Here is a 17,406-nt window from a genome sequence, read left to right as displayed (position 1 = left end):
GTAAATGAGTACAGGTAAAATTATTCAGGTAATTGGTGCTGTTATCGATGTAGAATTTTCTCGAGATAACACTCCAAAAGTATATGATGCTTTAAATGTAGAAGAAGCTGGTCTAGTACTAGAAGTACAGCAACAGATTGGTGATGGTGTAGTTCGTACTATTGCTATGGGATCAAGTGATGGTCTTAGACGTGGTATGAAAGTTAAAAATACTAATGCCCCTATTTCTGTTCCAGTTGGACAAGGTACTTTAGGACGTATTATGAATGTTTTAGGAGAGCCTATAGATGAGGCTGGCCCTATTGAATATACTGAGACAAGATCTATACATCAAGCCCCTCCTGCATATGATGAGTTAGCACTGAGCACAGAAATTTTAGAAACAGGTATCAAAGTAGTTGATCTTATTTGTCCATTCGCTAAGGGTGGTAAAGTAGGGTTATTTGGTGGTGCTGGTGTTGGTAAGACTGTAACGATGATGGAGCTTATCAATAATATCGCTAAAGAGCATAGTGGTTATTCAGTATTTGCAGGTGTTGGTGAAAGAACTCGTGAAGGTAATGATTTCTATTATGAGATGAAAGATTCTAATGTATTAGATAAAGTGTCTCTAGTGTATGGTCAGATGAATGAGCCACCAGGAAACAGATTAAGAGTAGCTTTAAGTGGTCTAACGATCGCTGAAGGTTTCCGTGATGAGAAGCGTGATGTATTGATGTTTATTGATAACATCTATCGTTATACTCTAGCAGGTACAGAAGTTTCTGCTCTTTTAGGTCGTATGCCTTCTGCAGTGGGTTACCAGCCAACTCTAGCAGCTGAAATGGGTGCATTACAAGAGAGAATTACATCTACTAAGACTGGTTCAATTACTTCAGTTCAGGCTGTATATGTACCAGCAGATGACTTAACAGACCCATCTCCAGCAACAACTTTCTCTCACTTAGATGCGACAATTGTATTATCACGTCAAATCGCTGAGTTAGGTATTTACCCTGCGGTTGACCCTCTAGATTCTACATCTAGACAGCTAGATCCATTGGTTGTTGGTCAAGAGCACTATGAAACAGCTCGTGCAGTACAAAAGGTATTACAAAGATATAAAGAACTGAAAGATATTATCGCAATTTTAGGTATGGATGAATTATCTGATGAAGATAAGAAAACTGTAGATAGAGCACGTAAGATCCAAAGGTTCTTATCTCAGCCATTCCATGTTGCTGAAGTATTTACCGGAAACCCTGGTAAGTTTGTATCATTAAAAGATACTGTTGCAAGCTTTAAAGCTATTGTTAATGGTGAATATGATCATTTACCAGAGCAAGCATTCTATATGGTTGGTTCTATACAAGAAGCGATTGAGAAAGCAAAAACTCTATAAGTAGGGTAAAAATATGACAAAAAATTATCTACAAGTTGATGTTGTTAGTCCTTTAGGCTCAGTTTTTAAAGGTGAAGCTGATATAGTTAGTCTTCGTGGCTCAGCTGGTGAAATGGGTATAGCTTATGGCCATACTGAATTACTATCAACTATGCCTGCTGGTGTTGTGAATATTAGGAAAGATGAACATACTGATGTGTTATATGTTTCTGGAGGCATTTTAGAAGTTACTCCAACTCGAGTGACTATTATGGTTGATGATATGGAAAGGGCAGAGAACCTTAACCAAGCAGAAGCAGAAAAAGCTAAAGCTCGAGCAGAAAAAGCTCTTAAAAATCCAGATGCGTCTAAACTAGATATAGAAGCCGCAAATAAGAGACTAAAAGAAGCAGATGCTCGTCTTAAAGCTCTTAATTCTTCTAAAGGCCTATATTACTCTAAAGATTAATTTATATTTGTTGTTAGTTATATTTATAATACTTCACTTCTAATAATTATTTACTAAATAAAATACATAAATTTGAATTTAATAATATTTTGTAAATTTAAAGTGATATTTAACGAATTTTTTTAAATATTAGAGTAAATGTATGTGTAAAATTTATTTAATTGAATCTATTAGTTCTTGAAGCTCGCCAGAATCTTTCATTTCCATTATGATGTCACATCCACCAACTAGCTCACCGTTTATCCAAAGTTGAGGAAATGTTGGCCAATCAGCGTATTTTGGTAGAATAGCTCTAATATCTGGATTTTCTAAAATGTTTACAAAAGCAAATGGCTTTCCACATGATCTAACTGCTGTAGCTGCATGAGCAGAGAATCCACATTGAGGTAGATTAGGAGAGCCTTTCATATATAAGATAATATCATTTTCTTTTATTTGTTTTTCGATTCGATCTATAACTTTCTGCTCTTCTGGTGTATACATTATAAAGTTTCCTTTTGTTTATTGGACAAGTAAGTTTAGAAATTTGGTTAAAAAGATGATAGCATATTATATTAAATTGGTATAGTATCAAAACATTACAAATATTTTAAATAATAAGTAAAGGAGTAAACAAATGAAATTTGAATTACCAGAATTACCTTATGCTAAAGATGCGCTAGAGCCTGTAATTTCAAAAGAGACTATAGAGTATCACTATGGCAAACATCATCAAACATATGTTACAAATCTAAATAATTTAATAGAAGGTTCTGAGCATTCAGGAAAAACTTTGGAAGAAATAATAAAAACATCTTCTGGTGGATTGTTTAATAATGCAGCTCAGGTTTATAATCATACTTTCTATTGGAATTGTTTAACGCCAAATAAAACTGAGCCATCTAGTCAGTTAAAAGCAGCTATTGTAGAAACTTTTGGTTCACTTGCTAATTTTAAAGAAGAGTTTTCTAAGATTGCAGTTACTACATTTGGTTCTGGTTGGGCATGGCTAGTTAAAGATTCATCAGGTAAGTTGGAGATTCTTAGTACCAGTAATGCAGGATGTCCTTTAACGGATAATAAACGTCCACTATTAACTTTTGATGTTTGGGAACATGCGTACTATATTGATTATCGTAATGCTAGACCTAAGCATGTTGAAGCTTTATGGGATATTGTTAACTGGAAGTTTGTCTCTGAACAGTTTGCGAAATAGTTATCTATGGGTAAGAACAAGTTATCTTTAATTTCTTTTATTGTAGGAGTATTACTAATATTTCTTGCAATGTTAGTGGTTATATTTTTTCCAAGTCTTAAGATAACTGCAGCAGTAAAGAATATAGTTTTATTAATTCTTTTATTTCCTTGGGCTATTTTTATTTTATCTATTTTGTTTGGAAGCAAAAAAGATAAAAACTAATCTTATCTAAGATTAGCCATTAATTTTATTTTTTCTTTAAATAAATAAATTACTATAGAGACTATAATTCCCACTATGAAGCTAAATATGAATAATCCTTCCCAATTATAAAGACTCTGAATATATCCTGCAATCGGTCCAATAAGAACTCTACCTAAAGAATCAATCGAGCTTAGAATGGCAAACTGGGTAGCTGAGAACTTTACATTGACAAGACTCATTATCATGGCTACTAGTATTGCTGTTCCCATTGCTCCACAGAAATACTCTACAGCAACTGAAGATACCATTAAGAAATAGTTTTTGCCAACTATAGCTAGTAAAGCATATGTTAGATTAGCACAAGCCATAATAATGCTAAAGTATAAGAAGCTCTTATAAACACCTATTTTTTTTGCTATTAAGCCTCCTACAACTAGTCCAACAAGTGAGGGAATAAGTGCAAAAGCCTTATATGCTATAGCAATTGTTGTTTTGTCAAATCCTAGATCGACGAAGAAAAGAGAGTTTAATGAGAATGCAATAGCATCAGCAAGCTTATACGCAATAATGATAATAATTATAATAAATGCTGTATAAAACCCTTGTCGTGTGAAGAATTCAATAAAAGGTAGTATGTAAGCATCTTTGAAACTATTTGGAGATTCTTTGCACTCACTTTCTTTTAGTATGAGAGTGTAAAGTGGACATATGATAAAGAATAGTATCATTGTTAGCCATGCTAAATTCCAGTTATTATTTAGCTGTTGCACTATAATTAAAACAATAGAACCTGTTACTAACATGCCTATGCGATATCCCATAACAGCTACAGCATTTCCTAGCGCTCTTTCTGATTCTGTAAGAACTTCTGTTTGATATGCATTTATAGCTATGTCTTGAGTTGCTGAAGTAAGACATATTAGGAAGCCAATAAAGGCTATTATAAAAGGAGAGTTCGCTGGAGAGAATCTACTCATGGCTGCTATTAATAGAATTAGCACTATCTGCGTTAAAAGTATCCAGCCTTTTCTGCGTCCTAGCTTAGGTATTTTTATTTTATCTAGTAGGGGAGCCCATAGGTATTTAAACGTATATGGTATAGCAATAAGTGTTAGAAAGCCTATATCCTTTGTTTCTATGCCATTGTCTTTATACCAAAGAAATAAAGATGATGCTGTAAGCATAAGGGGAAAGCCTGATGCATAACCTAATATAAACATGCTAAACATTTTAGCTTGTTTAAAAGGAGCTGTTAGCTTTTCAACTAGTGTAGGTTTGTTAGCCATTTGTATTTATATTCGTTTGAAACAAATTAATGTTAAGACTAATTTAAATTAAAGAGAAAGTAAATAGAATGATTGGGAGAAAATCTTATAAGTCTCTGCTAGTTTCACCAGTATATAGCTGTCTAGGACGACCAATTTTTTGTGCAGGGTCATTAACCATCTCTATCCATTGAGATATCCAGCCTGATGTTCTAGCAAGAGCGAATATTGCTGTGAACATATCTTCAGGAATACCCATAGCTTTTAAGATAATGCCTGAGTAGAAATCTACATTAGGGAAAAGTTTTCTTTCAATGAAGAATTCATCTTGTAATGCGATTTCTTCTAATCTTTTAGCAATCGTTAAAAGAGGGTTATCACTATTACCAAGTTTAGCCAAAATTTCTTCACAGTTTTTCTTCATGGCAGTAGCTCTTGGATCTGTATTTTTATAAACTCTATGGCCAAAGCCCATTAATCTAAACGGATCATCTTTATCTTTAGCTTTAGCTATATATGTGTCTATATTGTCAACGCTACCTATTTGAGCTAACATTTTTAAAACGGCTTCGTTAGCACCTCCATGTGCAGGTCCCCATAATGCTGTAATACCTGCGATAATTGCTGCATATGGAGATGTACCTGTTGAACCAGATAGTCTAACAGTAGATGTTGAAGCATTTTGCTCATGGTCAGCATGGAGCATAAAAATTGTATCCATTGCTTTAACATGAAGTTCATCAGGTTTATAGTTTGTATCTTCAGCAAACATCATATAGATGAAGTTCTCTGCGTAGCCATACCCAGGTTTAGGATCGAGCAATTTTTTGCCTTGATTATGTCTATAAGCCATAGCTGCAATAGTAGCAATTTTTGCCACAATATTTTTAGCAACTTCGTCTTGAGTTTCTTTTTTACCATTTTGGATATATTCCGCAGCTAAAACATTAACGCCAGCAATTAATCCAGACATAGGGTGAGTGTGTTTTGGTAAGGCAGAGATTGCAGCTTTCACATGCTCACATACAGTCATTCTAGAAACGATTTCACTTCTAAACTTTTCTCTTTGCTCATCAGATGGTAGTTCGCCATATATTAGAGCATAACAAAGAGTTCTATAGTTTGATTTCTCGGTCCATTCTTCGATAGGGTAACCTCTATGCAGAAGTATACCTTTGCCACCATCGATATAGGTTATTTTAGATTCACATGCTGCTGTTGACATAAATCCTGGATCATAAGTGAAAATACCGTGCTTTACTAGTGATGAAACGTCTATACAATCATTTCCTAAGCTAGGAGAGTATACAGGTAATTCTATTTCGATATTTTTTGCTTCGTATTTAAGCGTAGCGTATTTGCTCATTAAAACTGGCCTCCACGTAAAAAAGAGTTAATGAAAAAATCATCTAAATGTGGTTTTGCAATATAGAGACTGCAATAAAAAAGATGTCCTTAACACAATATTTGACATCGCCACAGAGGGAATGATAAGCTAAAGATTACTCTTTTGCAAATATCTTTTGCAAATAAAAAATCTTATTAAATAATATTGATTAAATATATATCTTAACGATATCTTGGTATTAGTTAGTTTTTTGTTTTATATATGTAAAAAAATTAAACTTAAAACTTCACTTAAAAGTTTGAATTTAATTCTACAAAAATATATCATTAAGATGTTGTATAATATTGGTTTTAGTCCGATTTATTTATATATTAAAAATTGCTTCGGAGGGATATCGAGCGTGAAAAAAATTACTAACATTGACTTAATGTCGATAAAATCGTATAACTTCCCTATTACTGCAATAAGCTCTATATTGCATCGTATATCAGGGGTGATTCTAATTATTGCTATACCATTAGCAGTTGTGGGAATGAACTATTCTCTTGCTGGACCGACTGGCTATGAGGATACTGTAGCTGTCTTAACAAAAAGCTGGGTTAGCATATTTTTTTGGTTATTTCTGTCTGCAATAACTTATCATGTGTATGCTGGGATTAGACATATTATTATGGATATGGGTTTTGGCGAAAGTATGAAAGTTGCTAAGGCAACATCTCTAGTAGTTATTATTTTGGGTGTTTTATCAGCTATCTTTTGGGGGTGCTACTTATGGCTGTAATTTCATTAACTTCTTCGGGTATTAAGGATTTCTTTGTTCAAAGAGTTACTGCTGTCATTATTGCAGTGTATTTTGCATATCTCCTTATTGAAGCGTTATGCTTATCTTATTCAGGTAATTTAACTTATGATAGCTGGAGAGGCTTGTTTGCTGATGGCATGTTCTTTAGGATTGCTACGCTTATTGCTTATTTAGCAATGTTTTTCCATGCGTGGGTAGGAATATGGATTATTTGCGGCGACTATATTAAATGTGCTTGGGCTTCTGCTCTTGTTATGCTAAGTTTTGTTTTAGTTTATGTATTCTGCTTTTTTTGGTTATTCGCAGTTTTATTTTTCTACTAAGAGGTTGTTTTTATGAGTATAGCTACACAAGAATTTGATGCTATTGTTATTGGTGCTGGAGGAGCTGGCCTAAGAGCTGCATTTCAATTATCTCAATCTGGGTTTAAAACAGCTGTTGTTTCTAAGGTTTTCCCTACAAGGTCTCATACAGTTGCAGCGCAAGGTGGTATTGCAGCAGCTTTAGGGAATATTAAATTTGATGATGATCTTCCTTCTGATGATTGGAAGTGGCATATGTACGATACGGTAAAAGGGTCTGACTATATTGGTGATCAAGATGCTATTGAATATATGTGTGAGCATGCACCACAGTCTATTATCGAATTAGAACATATGGGTATGCCTTTTTCACGTTTAGAAGATGGTAAGATATATCAACGTGCTTTTGGTGGGATGTCAAGAAACTTTGATCCTGCAAATCAAGCGAAAAGAACGTGTGCAGCTTCTGATAGAACTGGCCATGCATTATTGCATACACTTTATCAAGGTAACTTAGCACATAAAACTAACTTTTACACTGAATGGTTTGCTGTTGACTTAGTTAAAGCAGATGATGGCAGTGTATCAGGTGTTATTGCTTTATGTATAGAAACTGGTGAAACAGTATTCTTAAAATCAAAATTAACTATATTAGCAACTGGTGGTGCTGGACGTATTTATGAGTCTAGTACAAATGCTTATATTAATACAGGGGATGGTATGGGGCTAGCTTTAAGAGCTGATATTCCTCTTCAAGATATGGAGTTTTGGCAATTTCATCCAACAGGTATTGCCGGTGCTGGTGTTTTGGTTACGGAAGGTTGCCGTGGCGAGGGTGGTATTTTACGTAATAAAGATGGCGAGAGATTTATGGAGCGTTATGCTCCTAATGCAAAAGATCTTGCTTGTCGTGATGTTGTATCAAGAGCTTCGCAGCAAGAAATTATGGAAGGACGTGGCGATACATTTAGTGGTTCAAGCTGTGTGTGGTTGGATTTAACCCATCTTGGTGAAGATGTGATTGATGAGAGATTACCTACTGTTAGAGAACTTGCTAGAACTTTTGCAGGTATAGATCCTGTAGAGAAGCCAATTCCAGTTGTACCAACATGTCATTATCAAATGGGTGGTATTCCGACTAATAAGCATGGTCAGGTTATTACACAAGTAAATGGTGAAGACAAAATTATTGGTGGCTTATATGCAGTTGGTGAATGTGCGTCTGTATCTGTTCATGGCGCTAATAGATTAGGTAGTAACTCTTTACTTGATTTAGTTGTATTTGGTAGGGCTGCGGGTATGCATGCTGAGCAAAGCTTAAAAGAAGGTATGACTATTAAAGAAACTTCTCAAGAAAATATAGAAAAAGCAACAGCTAGAATTAAGAAGTGGGACTCTTCTGAAGAAAGAGGTTGTAAAGAGAAGATTTCTGAGCTTAGAAAAGAACTTCAGCAAACTATGCAACAGTATTTTTCAGTATTTAGACAGGAAAGTACAATGAAAGAAGGCTTAGATAAGTTATATGCTCTAAGAGAAAGAATGGAAAATGCTGTTTTAGAAGATAATTCAAGAGTATTTAACATGATGAGAATTGAGGCTTTAGAGCTTGATAACCTTATGTTGACAGCTGTTGCTACTGCAAAACTTGCTCTAGAAAGAACAGAGTCAAGAGGTGCGCATTCAAGAGTAGACTACCCAGATAGAGATGATAAAAATTGGATGAAGCATACTCTATATTTCTTAGATGGTGATAAAACATCTTCACGTGGTGTGAATATGTCTCCAACTAAGGTTAAAGCTTTCCAACCAGCAGAACGTAAGTACTAATTACAAGGATTTAATATAATGGACGTAAGATTTAAAATTTATAGATATAATCCAGAAGTTGACAAAAAACCTTATTACGATGAGTATACTGTTTCAGTAGAGAATGAAGGTGTTAAAGTTTTAACAGCTCTTGAACTTATCAAAGAGCAGGATCCTACTTTAGCAATGAGAAGATCTTGTCGTGAAGGTGTTTGTGGTTCTGATGGCATGAATATCAATGGTAAAAACCGTTTAGCGTGTATTACCTCTATTGGTGAATTAAGACAGCCTATCAAAGTAAATCCTCTACCAGGCTTACCTGTTGTGAGAGATTTAATCGTTGATATGAAGCAGTTCTACAAAAACTATGAAAAAGTTAAGCCTTATCTAATAAACAATGATGAGCCACCTGTTAAAGAGAGGTTGCAATCTCCAGAAGATAGAGCTAAATTGGATGGTTTATATGAGTGTATTTTATGTGCTTGTTGTACTACATCTTGCCCATCTTTCTGGTGGAATCCAGATAAGTTTATAGGCCCATCTGGATTATTACAGGCATATAGATTTATAGCGGATTCTAGAGATACAGCTACTGAAGAAAGATTAGATGATCTAAAAGATCCGTTTAGTTTATTTAGATGTAGAACTATTATGAACTGTGTTTCAGTTTGTCCAAAAGGTTTAAATCCAACAGAAGCTATTGGTAAGATAAGATCTGCATTATTAAAAAAGAATGTGTAAAAAATTAAAACCTGTATTTAGGTATTTATATGGAAAAAAAACAATCAGAATTTAGTCAATGGCTAGATAGCACGCAGTTTTTTGGTGGTAATCTAGAATATCTTGAATCAATATATGATGATTATATTTCGGGCAACTATGAGGGGATAGATCCTAAGTGGTTGTCCTTTTTTGATTCTATAGCTACAGCAACAGATACTGTTCATAGAGATTTAGTTGATGAGTTTAAAAGCTTAGCTAAACATAAAGTAGGTAGTACGATTGTTGTTGGTGAAAATGATATAACTTTAAAAGCAAAATCTTTGGTTAAAGCATATCGTTCACATGGTTATAAATCAGCAAATATTGATCCGTTAGGTCTTACAAGATTTGATAGAGACTCTGGACTTGAACTATCTGCTCACGGTTTGTCTAGTAATGATTTATCAGAAGAGGTAAATCTTGGTGATTTTACTAATAACAAGACAATGTCTTTAAAGCAAGTTGTTGAGAAGGCAAAAGCTATTTATGAATCAAGTGTTGGCTATGAATATAGATATATTGGTAATAAAGAAGAAAAGCTTTGGTTACAAGATAAAATTGAAAATGCATCTCCTGCCACAAATGATGAGAAAAAATGGATTTTACAGCAGTTGGTTGCTGCCGAAGGGTTAGAAAAATATCTTGCTCTTAGATATGTTGGGCAAAAAAGGTTTGGCCTAGAGGGTGGAGAATCCCTTATACCATCACTACAGCATATTATAGAAAAGGCTGTTGCTAAGCATGAAACTCGTTTTGTACAGCTGGGTATGGCTCATAGAGGTCGCTTAAATGTACTTGTGAATATTTTAGGTAAAAACCCTAAAGAATTATTTGAAGAGTTTGAAGGTAAACGAAGTGAGAAAAGTTTATCGGGTGATGTGAAATATCACATGGGTTATTCTAACTACAGAAGTATAGATGGTAAAGAGGCAAAGATTGCTTTAGCTTTTAACCCATCACATCTTGAGGTTGTCGATCCTGTTGTTGAGGGCGCAGCTAAGGCTATTCAAGATAAGCTTGAAGGAAATGTATATAATAAAGTTTTACCTATATTAATTCATGGAGATTCTGCTTTTTGTGGACAAGGTATTGTAATGGAAACATTCGGCTTTTCATTAACAGAGGCTTATGGAACAGGTGGTACTGTACATCTAGTTGTAAATAACCAAATAGGCTTCACAACAAGCAGTAAGTTTGGTGTTAATAGAAGTAGTAACTACTCTACAGATATCGCAAAAATGGTAGATGCACCTATTTTTCATGTAAATGGTGATGATCCTGAAGCTGTTGTTAGAGTTACAGAAATTGCTTTAGAATATCGTATGAAGTTCAATAAAGATGTTGTTATTGATCTAGTTTGCTATCGTAGAAATGGTCACAATGAGACAGATGAGCCATCAGGTACTCAACCAGAAATGTATGAAGTGGTTAAGAAACTTCCTACTACTTTAAAACAATATGGTGAAAAGTTAGTTAAAGAAGGTGCTGTAGATGATGACTTTATTTCTAGACTTACATCAGGATATCGTAGTAAGTTAGATGAAGGTAAAGTTACAATTGATATTCTTGATAGAAGTACAATTAGAGATAAGTTAAAAGTTTGTGATTGGGTGCCATATATAGGCAAACAAGAAACTAAGTATGACTATAAGCCAATATCTAAAGAAACTCTTAAAAAACTTGCAATAAAAATGAGTACAGTTCCAGAAGAGATCAAAGCTCAAATGCAAGTTAAAAAAGCTATTACAGATAGAGTTAAAATGGCTGATGAGGAACTTCCTTTAAATTGGGGTTTTGCTGAAAGTTTAGCATATGCAACGATACTTGATCAGGGATATGCCGTGAGAATTTCTGGTGAGGATAGTGGTAGAGGTACTTTTTCACATCGCCATGCGGTAGTTAAAAATATGGATACTAAGTCACCATTAAAAGAATATATTCCATTAGAGCATATTAATGAAAAAGCTAGATTTGATGTAATAGACTCAACTCTTTCTGAGTATGGTGTTTTAGGATTTGAATATGGTTATAGTTGCTATAGCCCAGATTCTTTAGTAATTTGGGAAGCGCAGTTTGGAGATTTTGTAAACACTGCTCAGGTTGTAATAGATCAGTTCCTTGTTGCAGCAGAAGAGAAATGGGGAATCCTATCAGGATTAACATTGTTTTTACCTCATGGCCAAGAAGGTGCTGGGGCTGAGCACTCATCTGCGAGATTAGAGAGATTCTTAAGCTCGTGTGCTAATAATAATATGCAAGTTTGTACACCTACTACTCCAGCTCAAATATATCATCTTTTGAGACGTCAAGTAATTAGACCATTAAGAAAGCCTTTAATAGTGATGACGCCAAAGAGCTTACTAAGAAATCCTATGGCAGTTTCATCTCTAGATGAGTTAGCTACAGGGAAGTTTGAGCCAGTAATTGATGATGCAAATGCTAAGGTAGATAAGATCAAAAAACTAATACTATGTAATGGAAAAGTATATTATGATCTTATGAGTAAAAAGCAAGATGCACATGAAGATATTGCTGTAGTAAGATTAGAAGAACTATATCCTTTCCCTAGAGAGGAAGTGGCAGAGATTTTTGCTAAATATAAAAATGCTGAGAAAATTGTTTGGTTACAAGAGGAGCCTCAAAATAAAGGTGCGTGGTATAACATCAGACACTTTATCGAAAGACTTGTTGGTAAAAATCAAGAATTACTGTGTGTTGCTAGAGAAAGATCTTCTACTCCAGCAGTTGGTTATCATGCTCTTTATGTTAAGCAGCAAGAAGAAATTATAAATAGAGCTTTAGAAATATAAAATAAATTATTACTAGGAGTAAGAAATGATTGAATTAAAAGTACCTATGTTTCCAGAGTCAGTAGCAGATGGCACATTAGCTCAGTGGAATAAAAAGGAAGGTGACTTTGTACAAGAGGGTGATATTTTAGCAGAAATAGAAACAGACAAAGTTGTATTAGAAGTTCCTGCAACAGCTAGCGGTATTTTAAAAAATATTAAGAAAAACGAAGGTGATATCGTTCTTTCTGAAGAAGCTTTAGCTAATATTGATACAAATGCTTCATCATCACAAGAAAGCTCGAAAGAAAGTGCTCCTCAAACAGAAGCACCTCAACAACAAGCTACAACAGGTGCTGAGATAGATGTTAAAGCTCCAGTTTTCCCTGAGTCAGTAGCAGATGGTACTATCTCTGATTGGCATAAGAATGAAGGTGATGCTGTTTCAGAAGGTGATATTTTAGCAGAAATAGAAACTGATAAAGTTGTATTAGAAGTTCCAGCTACATCAAATGGAATCTTGGCAAAAATATTAAAGCCAGCAGGTGAGACTGTTCTTTCAGCAGAATTGATTGCGAAGATTGTTGAAGGTGCTGTAGCAGCTCCATCTAAAGTAGCTGAATCTAGTGAACAGCAAGCATCAGCTTCAAGTGATAATGATCCACACCTAGTACCTTCTGCACGCAAAGCATTTAATGCTAGTGGTTTAGACTCGGCTGCAAATATACAAGGTACAGGTAAGAAAGGACGTATTACATCTGGTGATGTTAAGAAAGCGGCAACGGCTCCAAGTAGTGCTGGACAATCAGCTCCAGTTGCACAGCAAGGTCCTAGATTTGAAAAACGAGTTAAGATGACTCGCCTACGTCAAACTATCGCAAATAGGCTGGTACAAGTACAGCATACAAATGCAATATTGACTACTTTCAATGAAGTAGACATGACAGCAGTTATGGAGCTTAGAAAGAAATATAAAGATATGTTTGCTAAAGAACATGATACTAAGCTTGGCTTTATGTCTTTCTTTATCAAGGCAGCTACTGAGGCTCTTAAGAAGTTCCCGGATGTTAATGCTTCTATTGATGGTGATGAAATTGTTTATCATAACTTCTTTGATATTGGTATTGCAGTTGGTACAGATAGAGGATTAGTAGTTCCTGTTTTAAGAGATACAGATACTAAGTCTTTGGCTGAGCTAGAAAATGATGTACTTGATAAAGCAATCAAAGGTCGTGATGGTAAGTTAGGTTTAGAAGATATGCAAGGTGGTACATTTACTATTACAAATGGCGGTACTTATGGTTCTATGCTATCTACTCCTATTATAAACTCACCTCAAAGTGCTATCTTAGGAATGCACAATATTGTTGAGCGTCCTATGGTTGTAAATGGAGAAATTAAGATTCGTCCAATTATGTACTTAGCATTATCTTATGATCACAGAATTATTGATGGTGGTACTTCTGTAAGATTCTTAAAAATGATCAAAGAATTGTTAGAAGATCCAAATAGAATTCTTCTTCAAGTATAGTTTTTCATTTTTTTAATTTTTTCTAAAAGGTATTTTTCTATGAGTTTAGATTTTATAAGAAACAAGATTGTTGCTGTGCCTGATTTTCCTAAGCCAGGTATCATGTTTCGAGATATTACTCCTTTACTAGCAGATCCTAATGGTTTGAAAGCTACAGCTCAAGCCATGGCTGAAGAGTTGAGAAAAAATGACATTAAACCAACAGTGATAGCAGGAACTGAAAGTAGAGGATTTATCTTTGGAGTAGCATTAGCTGAGGTTTTAGGTCTAGGATTTGTTCCTGTAAGAAAACCTGGTAAGCTTCCTAGAGAGACTTATAAAATAAGTTATGACTTAGAGTATGGCAGTGATAGTCTAGAAGTGCATAAAGATGCATTTACAACTGGAGATAAAGTTCTAGTTGTCGATGATTTATTAGCTACTGGAGGGACTGCAAAAGCAACAATTAAACTTATAGAAAAAGCACAAGCTGAAGTTGCATCTCTTATCTTTGTTATGGAACTTGACGGTTTAGGTGGCAGAGAGGCTTTAGAAGGCTATAGTGTTTCAGCATTATTAAAATTTTAAGAGGTAGACTATATGGCAAAGTACTTTGGCACAGATGGAATCAGGGGTGAGGTAGGTAACTCAACTATCACAGCTGAGTTTATGCAGAAACTAGGTAATGCTGTTGGTTCTTTAATTAATAATAAAGGCTATCCCAAGTTTGTAGTTATAGGTCAAGATACGCGTAGCTCTGGTAGACTTCTTAAGTTTGCCTTAGTTTCAGGGCTAAATGCTGCTGGAATTGATGTGATAGACTTAGGAGTTGTACCAACACCAGTTGTGGCGTTTATAACTGTCAAGCATAAAGCTGCTGCTGGATTTGTAATTACAGCATCACATAATAAATTTACTGATAATGGTATTAAGCTTTTTTCATCTGATGGTTTTAAGCTTGATGATGCCTTAGAAGAAGAAGTTGAAGCTAAAATAGATAGTGATTTTATTTATCAACCTGAATATAAGTTTGGAAATTATAAACTTTTAGAGAATTCTATTGATGAGTATATAGCTGAAATGCATCAGCGTTTTGGAAGTTTAGTAAACTATAAAGGTAAAGTTGTCGTTGATTGTGCTCATGGAGCGGCATCACATAAGTTTGAAGCATTACTTGATAAGTTTGATATTGACTATGTTTCAATTGCATCTAATCCAGATGGTGTAAATATCAATGTTGAGTGTGGCGCTACTTGTATAGATAACATCAAGAGAGCTGTTAAAGAGCACAATGCTGATTTAGGTATTTCTTTAGATGGAGATGCAGATAGAATAATTATAGTTGATGAAAACGCACAAGAGATAGATGGTGATGGTATTTTAAATATCCTTGCTCAACATAGTGATATTTGTGGAGGCACTGCTGGAATAGTTGGTACACAGATGACAAATATGAGTTATGAAAATCATTATAAAGCCAACAATATTCCATTTATACGCTCTAAAGTTGGTGATAGATATGTCCTTGAGGATTTAAAAAAATACGGTTACAAGATTGGTGGCGAATCATCAGGTCATGTGATTAATTTAAACTTTGGTACAACTGGAGATGGGCTGTTTACAGCTATACAGCTATTAGCAATTTTCTCACAAGCAGATAAGCCTGTTTCTGGGTTTAAATTACAAGGTGAGCTTATGCAACAAACCTTGATTAATGTACCTTTAACAAAAAAGGTTACAACTGAAGATCTAGCAAAAATGGTTGATGATGTCACAGATGTAGAAAACAGATTAGCTAACAGAGGAAGAGTTTTGTTAAGACCATCTGGAACAGAGCCTGTATTAAGAGTTATGGTTGAAGCTGATAATAAAGATTTAGCTTTAAAAGAAGCAAAATATTTAGTGGAACAAGTAAAACAAAAATTGGTGTGAATATGCAAAAATTAATTATGGGAAATTGGAAAATGAATGGTAACACTGCAAGTATAAAAGAACTTTGCAGCGGCATTTCTCAAGTAAACTATGATAGCTCAAAAGTTAGTGTAGCTGTTTTTCCATCAAGTGTATATGTTAAGGAAGTAATCTCTCAGTTACCTGAGTGTGTAGGTGTAGGCCTGCAAAATATTACTTTTTATGATGATGGTGCTTATACTGGTGAGCTTTCAGCAGATATGTTACATGATATTGGATGTGATTATTTGTTAATAGGGCATTCTGAAAGAAGATCTTTGTTTGGTGAGACAGATCAAGATGTTTTCAAAAAACTAGAGAAAGTTATAGATACATCTGTGGTACCTGTAGTGTGTATTGGTGAGTCTTTAGAAGATAGAGAAGGTGGTAAACTAGAAAAAGTCTTAGCAACTCAGTTAGAGCTAGTTTTAAGTAAGCTTACTACTCAACAATTAACAAAGGTTGTTATTGCTTATGAACCTGTTTGGGCTATAGGAACAGGAGTTGTAGCATCTTTAGAACAAGTACAAGAAACACATCAATTTATCCGTTCATTAGTGGCTAAAGTAGATGAAAATGTTGCTAAAAATATGAAAATAGTGTATGGTGGTAGCCTAAAAGCTGGAAATGCTAAAGATATATTAAGCCTTGCTGATGTGGATGGTGGTTTAATAGGTGGAGCGTCTCTAAAAGCTTCTGAGTTTAACGAAATAATAAATCAAGCAAATAAAATATGTACGGAATAATTTTAACTATAGATATTATCGCAGCTATTGCAATTGTTATATTGGTATTGTTGCAACAAGGTAAAGGCGCTAACATGGGAGTATCCTTTGGTGCGGGCGCTTCAAATACAGTTTTTGGTAGTAAAGGTGCGGCATCTTTCCTATTTAAAATGACAGTGTTTTTTACGGCATTATTTTTTGTATGTTGTCTTAGCCTTGGATATTTAGGTAAGACTTCTAACTCTAATGTTGTAGCTAGTTCAACTAGTTCTGATCAGTCTATAGCTAGTCAATATGATCAATATCAACAAGAAGTTTCTAAAGCATCTGGTGCTAAACAGGAATCTACTACAAAAAAATAGTCTTATAATAGATACATCTTTGCACTGGTGGTGGAATTGGTAGACACGCCATCTTGAGGGGGTGGTGTCCGTAGGACGTGTGGGTTCAAATCCCACTCAGTGCACCAAATATAATTTCTAACAAGTTTCAATAAGTATCTAAAACCCTTTAAAGTCATACTTTATCTAGTTTTATAGAGTTACAAATCATATCAACAAAGTCCTTGTTAAAGAATATCTCAGACTGTATCCAAGATCATATTTAATATAAATAAAAGCTAGCTTACCGCTAAAGTTTCACTTAGTACCTTTAAAATATTTTATCGATACTATAATTAATTGATAAACTTATTAATTCTTTAAGGTTATATGTCTTTATGAGTAATTGTACTGAAGAAGCTGTTGATAAAAATATTATCGAGGGTACAAGATATTTTATATCTTTAGCTGAGCTAGGTTCATATACTGCTGTTAAAAATTTTTATAGTATGGAAAAAATATACGGTTAGAAGTAAATTGGAAAGACTGTTGAATAAATCTTTCAATTTCTATGAATAGGAATATTTTTGCTATTTTTAGTAAAAACTTAGCCTTAA

Annotated in this window: 17 protein-coding genes, 1 tRNA gene and 1 pseudogene; 16 read left to right on the top strand and 3 right to left on the bottom strand. The window is 34.5% G+C overall.

What is annotated here, in order from left to right:
- Positions 1–4: 4 nt before the first annotated feature.
- Both atpD and R8535_RS03770 read left to right on the top strand, forming a co-directional pair.
- Positions 5–1,381, top strand: coding sequence for a F0F1 ATP synthase subunit beta (gene atpD / locus R8535_RS03775; RefSeq protein WP_329496719.1), 1,377 nt, complete (start codon positions 5–7; stop codon positions 1,379–1,381).
- A gap of 13 nt (positions 1,382–1,394) precedes the next feature.
- Positions 1,395–1,829: a F0F1 ATP synthase subunit epsilon gene (locus R8535_RS03770; RefSeq protein WP_329496717.1), complete on the top strand. Its 435-nt coding sequence runs from the start codon at positions 1,395–1,397 to the stop codon at positions 1,827–1,829.
- 153 nt (positions 1,830–1,982) lie between these two features.
- Here the strand turns inward: R8535_RS03770 and grxD are convergent, their stop codons facing one another.
- Positions 1,983–2,312: a Grx4 family monothiol glutaredoxin gene (gene grxD / locus R8535_RS03765; RefSeq protein WP_329496715.1), complete on the bottom strand. Its 330-nt coding sequence runs from the start codon at positions 2,310–2,312 to the stop codon at positions 1,983–1,985.
- 133 nt (positions 2,313–2,445) lie between these two features.
- On the opposite strand from grxD, the gene R8535_RS03760 reads away from it, so the two are divergent.
- Both R8535_RS03760 and R8535_RS03755 read left to right on the top strand, forming a co-directional pair.
- Positions 2,446–3,024 carry a superoxide dismutase gene (locus R8535_RS03760; RefSeq protein ID WP_329496713.1) on the top strand — a complete coding sequence of 193 codons (579 nt, stop codon included), beginning with the start codon at positions 2,446–2,448 and terminating at the stop codon, positions 3,022–3,024.
- A gap of 6 nt (positions 3,025–3,030) precedes the next feature.
- Positions 3,031–3,228: a hypothetical protein gene (locus R8535_RS03755; protein WP_329496711.1), complete on the top strand. Its 198-nt coding sequence runs from the start codon at positions 3,031–3,033 to the stop codon at positions 3,226–3,228.
- A 2-nt stretch (positions 3,229–3,230) separates the two neighbouring features.
- Here R8535_RS03755 and R8535_RS03750 read toward each other — a convergent pair whose 3' ends face one another.
- Together R8535_RS03750 and R8535_RS03745 are read right to left on the bottom strand one after the other, a co-directional pair.
- Complete coding sequence (locus R8535_RS03750; RefSeq protein ID WP_329496709.1) at positions 3,231–4,496, bottom strand: AmpG family muropeptide MFS transporter; 1,266 nt, start codon at positions 4,494–4,496, stop codon at positions 3,231–3,233.
- Positions 4,497–4,581: 85 nt separating this feature from the next.
- Entirely contained in the window at positions 4,582–5,841 is a 1,260-nt protein-coding gene (locus R8535_RS03745; RefSeq protein WP_329496707.1) for a citrate synthase, read from the bottom strand.
- 382 nt (positions 5,842–6,223) lie between these two features.
- Between R8535_RS03745 and sdhC the strand changes: the two genes are divergently transcribed.
- The 12 genes and pseudogenes from sdhC to R8535_RS03685 form a co-directional block, all read left to right on the top strand.
- Complete coding sequence (gene sdhC / locus R8535_RS03740) at positions 6,224–6,604, top strand: succinate dehydrogenase, cytochrome b556 subunit (RefSeq protein ID WP_329496705.1); 381 nt, start codon at positions 6,224–6,226, stop codon at positions 6,602–6,604.
- Positions 6,580–6,948: a succinate dehydrogenase, hydrophobic membrane anchor protein gene (gene sdhD / locus R8535_RS03735; RefSeq protein ID WP_329496703.1), complete on the top strand. Its 369-nt coding sequence runs from the start codon at positions 6,580–6,582 to the stop codon at positions 6,946–6,948. Before sdhC ends, sdhD begins: the two co-directional genes overlap by 25 nt.
- A gap of 12 nt (positions 6,949–6,960) precedes the next feature.
- The gene (gene sdhA, locus R8535_RS03730; RefSeq protein WP_329496701.1) at positions 6,961–8,754 is read left to right on the top strand and encodes a succinate dehydrogenase flavoprotein subunit; all 1,794 of its coding nucleotides are present in this window, start codon (positions 6,961–6,963) and stop codon (positions 8,752–8,754) included.
- A gap of 18 nt (positions 8,755–8,772) precedes the next feature.
- Positions 8,773–9,474, top strand: coding sequence for a succinate dehydrogenase iron-sulfur subunit (locus tag R8535_RS03725; protein ID WP_329496699.1), 702 nt, complete (start codon positions 8,773–8,775; stop codon positions 9,472–9,474).
- A gap of 29 nt (positions 9,475–9,503) precedes the next feature.
- Positions 9,504–12,305: a 2-oxoglutarate dehydrogenase E1 component gene (locus tag R8535_RS03720; RefSeq protein WP_329496697.1), complete on the top strand. Its 2,802-nt coding sequence runs from the start codon at positions 9,504–9,506 to the stop codon at positions 12,303–12,305.
- Positions 12,306–12,330: 25 nt separating this feature from the next.
- Complete coding sequence (odhB, locus tag R8535_RS03715) at positions 12,331–13,815, top strand: 2-oxoglutarate dehydrogenase complex dihydrolipoyllysine-residue succinyltransferase (RefSeq protein WP_329496695.1); 1,485 nt, start codon at positions 12,331–12,333, stop codon at positions 13,813–13,815.
- 39 nt (positions 13,816–13,854) lie between these two features.
- Positions 13,855–14,382, top strand: coding sequence for an adenine phosphoribosyltransferase (locus R8535_RS03710; protein WP_329496693.1), 528 nt, complete (start codon positions 13,855–13,857; stop codon positions 14,380–14,382).
- A 12-nt stretch (positions 14,383–14,394) separates the two neighbouring features.
- Positions 14,395–15,726 carry a phosphoglucosamine mutase gene (gene glmM, locus R8535_RS03705; RefSeq protein WP_329496691.1) on the top strand — a complete coding sequence of 444 codons (1,332 nt, stop codon included), beginning with the start codon at positions 14,395–14,397 and terminating at the stop codon, positions 15,724–15,726.
- Positions 15,727–15,728: 2 nt separating this feature from the next.
- A complete protein-coding gene (gene tpiA, locus R8535_RS03700) occupies positions 15,729–16,490 on the top strand; it encodes a triose-phosphate isomerase (protein ID WP_329496689.1) in 762 nt (253 codons plus the stop codon).
- The gene (gene secG, locus R8535_RS03695; RefSeq protein ID WP_329496687.1) at positions 16,478–16,831 is read left to right on the top strand and encodes a preprotein translocase subunit SecG; all 354 of its coding nucleotides are present in this window, start codon (positions 16,478–16,480) and stop codon (positions 16,829–16,831) included. Before tpiA ends, secG begins: the two co-directional genes overlap by 13 nt.
- Positions 16,832–16,852: 21 nt before the next feature.
- Positions 16,853–16,938: transfer RNA gene (locus tag R8535_RS03690), tRNA-Leu, on the top strand.
- Positions 16,939–17,187: 249 nt separating this feature from the next.
- Positions 17,188–17,338 (top strand): annotated as a pseudogene (locus R8535_RS03685) (LysR family transcriptional regulator); the annotation flags it as partial.
- Positions 17,339–17,406: the final 68 nt, after the last annotated feature.

The organism is Francisella sp. 19S2-4 (assembly GCF_036281795.1).
In the GTDB taxonomy this organism is placed as follows: Bacteria; Pseudomonadota; Gammaproteobacteria; order Francisellales; family Francisellaceae; genus Francisella.
The sequence above is the reverse complement of the archived record's forward strand: the minus strand, read 5'-3'. Positions and strand labels throughout refer to the sequence as shown.

Bases quoted from the DNA above. Each gene is read 5' to 3' on its own strand.
- atpD (WP_329496719.1), top strand. From the start codon at position 5: ATGAGTACAGGTAAAATTATTCAGGTAATTGGTGCTGTTATCGATGTA.
- R8535_RS03770 (WP_329496717.1), top strand. From the start codon at position 1,395: ATGACAAAAAATTATCTACAAGTTGATGTTGTTAGTCCTTTAGGCTCA.
- grxD (WP_329496715.1), bottom strand. From the start codon at position 2,312: ATGTATACACCAGAAGAGCAGAAAGTTATAGATCGAATCGAAAAACAA.
- R8535_RS03760 (WP_329496713.1), top strand. From the start codon at position 2,446: ATGAAATTTGAATTACCAGAATTACCTTATGCTAAAGATGCGCTAGAG.
- R8535_RS03755 (WP_329496711.1), top strand. From the start codon at position 3,031: ATGGGTAAGAACAAGTTATCTTTAATTTCTTTTATTGTAGGAGTATTA.
- R8535_RS03750 (WP_329496709.1), bottom strand. From the start codon at position 4,496: ATGGCTAACAAACCTACACTAGTTGAAAAGCTAACAGCTCCTTTTAAA.
- R8535_RS03745 (WP_329496707.1), bottom strand. From the start codon at position 5,841: ATGAGCAAATACGCTACGCTTAAATACGAAGCAAAAAATATCGAAATA.
- sdhA (WP_329496701.1), top strand. From the start codon at position 6,961: ATGAGTATAGCTACACAAGAATTTGATGCTATTGTTATTGGTGCTGGA.
- R8535_RS03725 (WP_329496699.1), top strand. From the start codon at position 8,773: ATGGACGTAAGATTTAAAATTTATAGATATAATCCAGAAGTTGACAAA.
- R8535_RS03720 (WP_329496697.1), top strand. From the start codon at position 9,504: ATGGAAAAAAAACAATCAGAATTTAGTCAATGGCTAGATAGCACGCAG.
- odhB (WP_329496695.1), top strand. From the start codon at position 12,331: ATGATTGAATTAAAAGTACCTATGTTTCCAGAGTCAGTAGCAGATGGC.
- R8535_RS03710 (WP_329496693.1), top strand. From the start codon at position 13,855: ATGAGTTTAGATTTTATAAGAAACAAGATTGTTGCTGTGCCTGATTTT.
- glmM (WP_329496691.1), top strand. From the start codon at position 14,395: ATGGCAAAGTACTTTGGCACAGATGGAATCAGGGGTGAGGTAGGTAAC.
- tpiA (WP_329496689.1), top strand. From the start codon at position 15,729: ATGCAAAAATTAATTATGGGAAATTGGAAAATGAATGGTAACACTGCA.
- secG (WP_329496687.1), top strand. From the start codon at position 16,478: ATGTACGGAATAATTTTAACTATAGATATTATCGCAGCTATTGCAATT.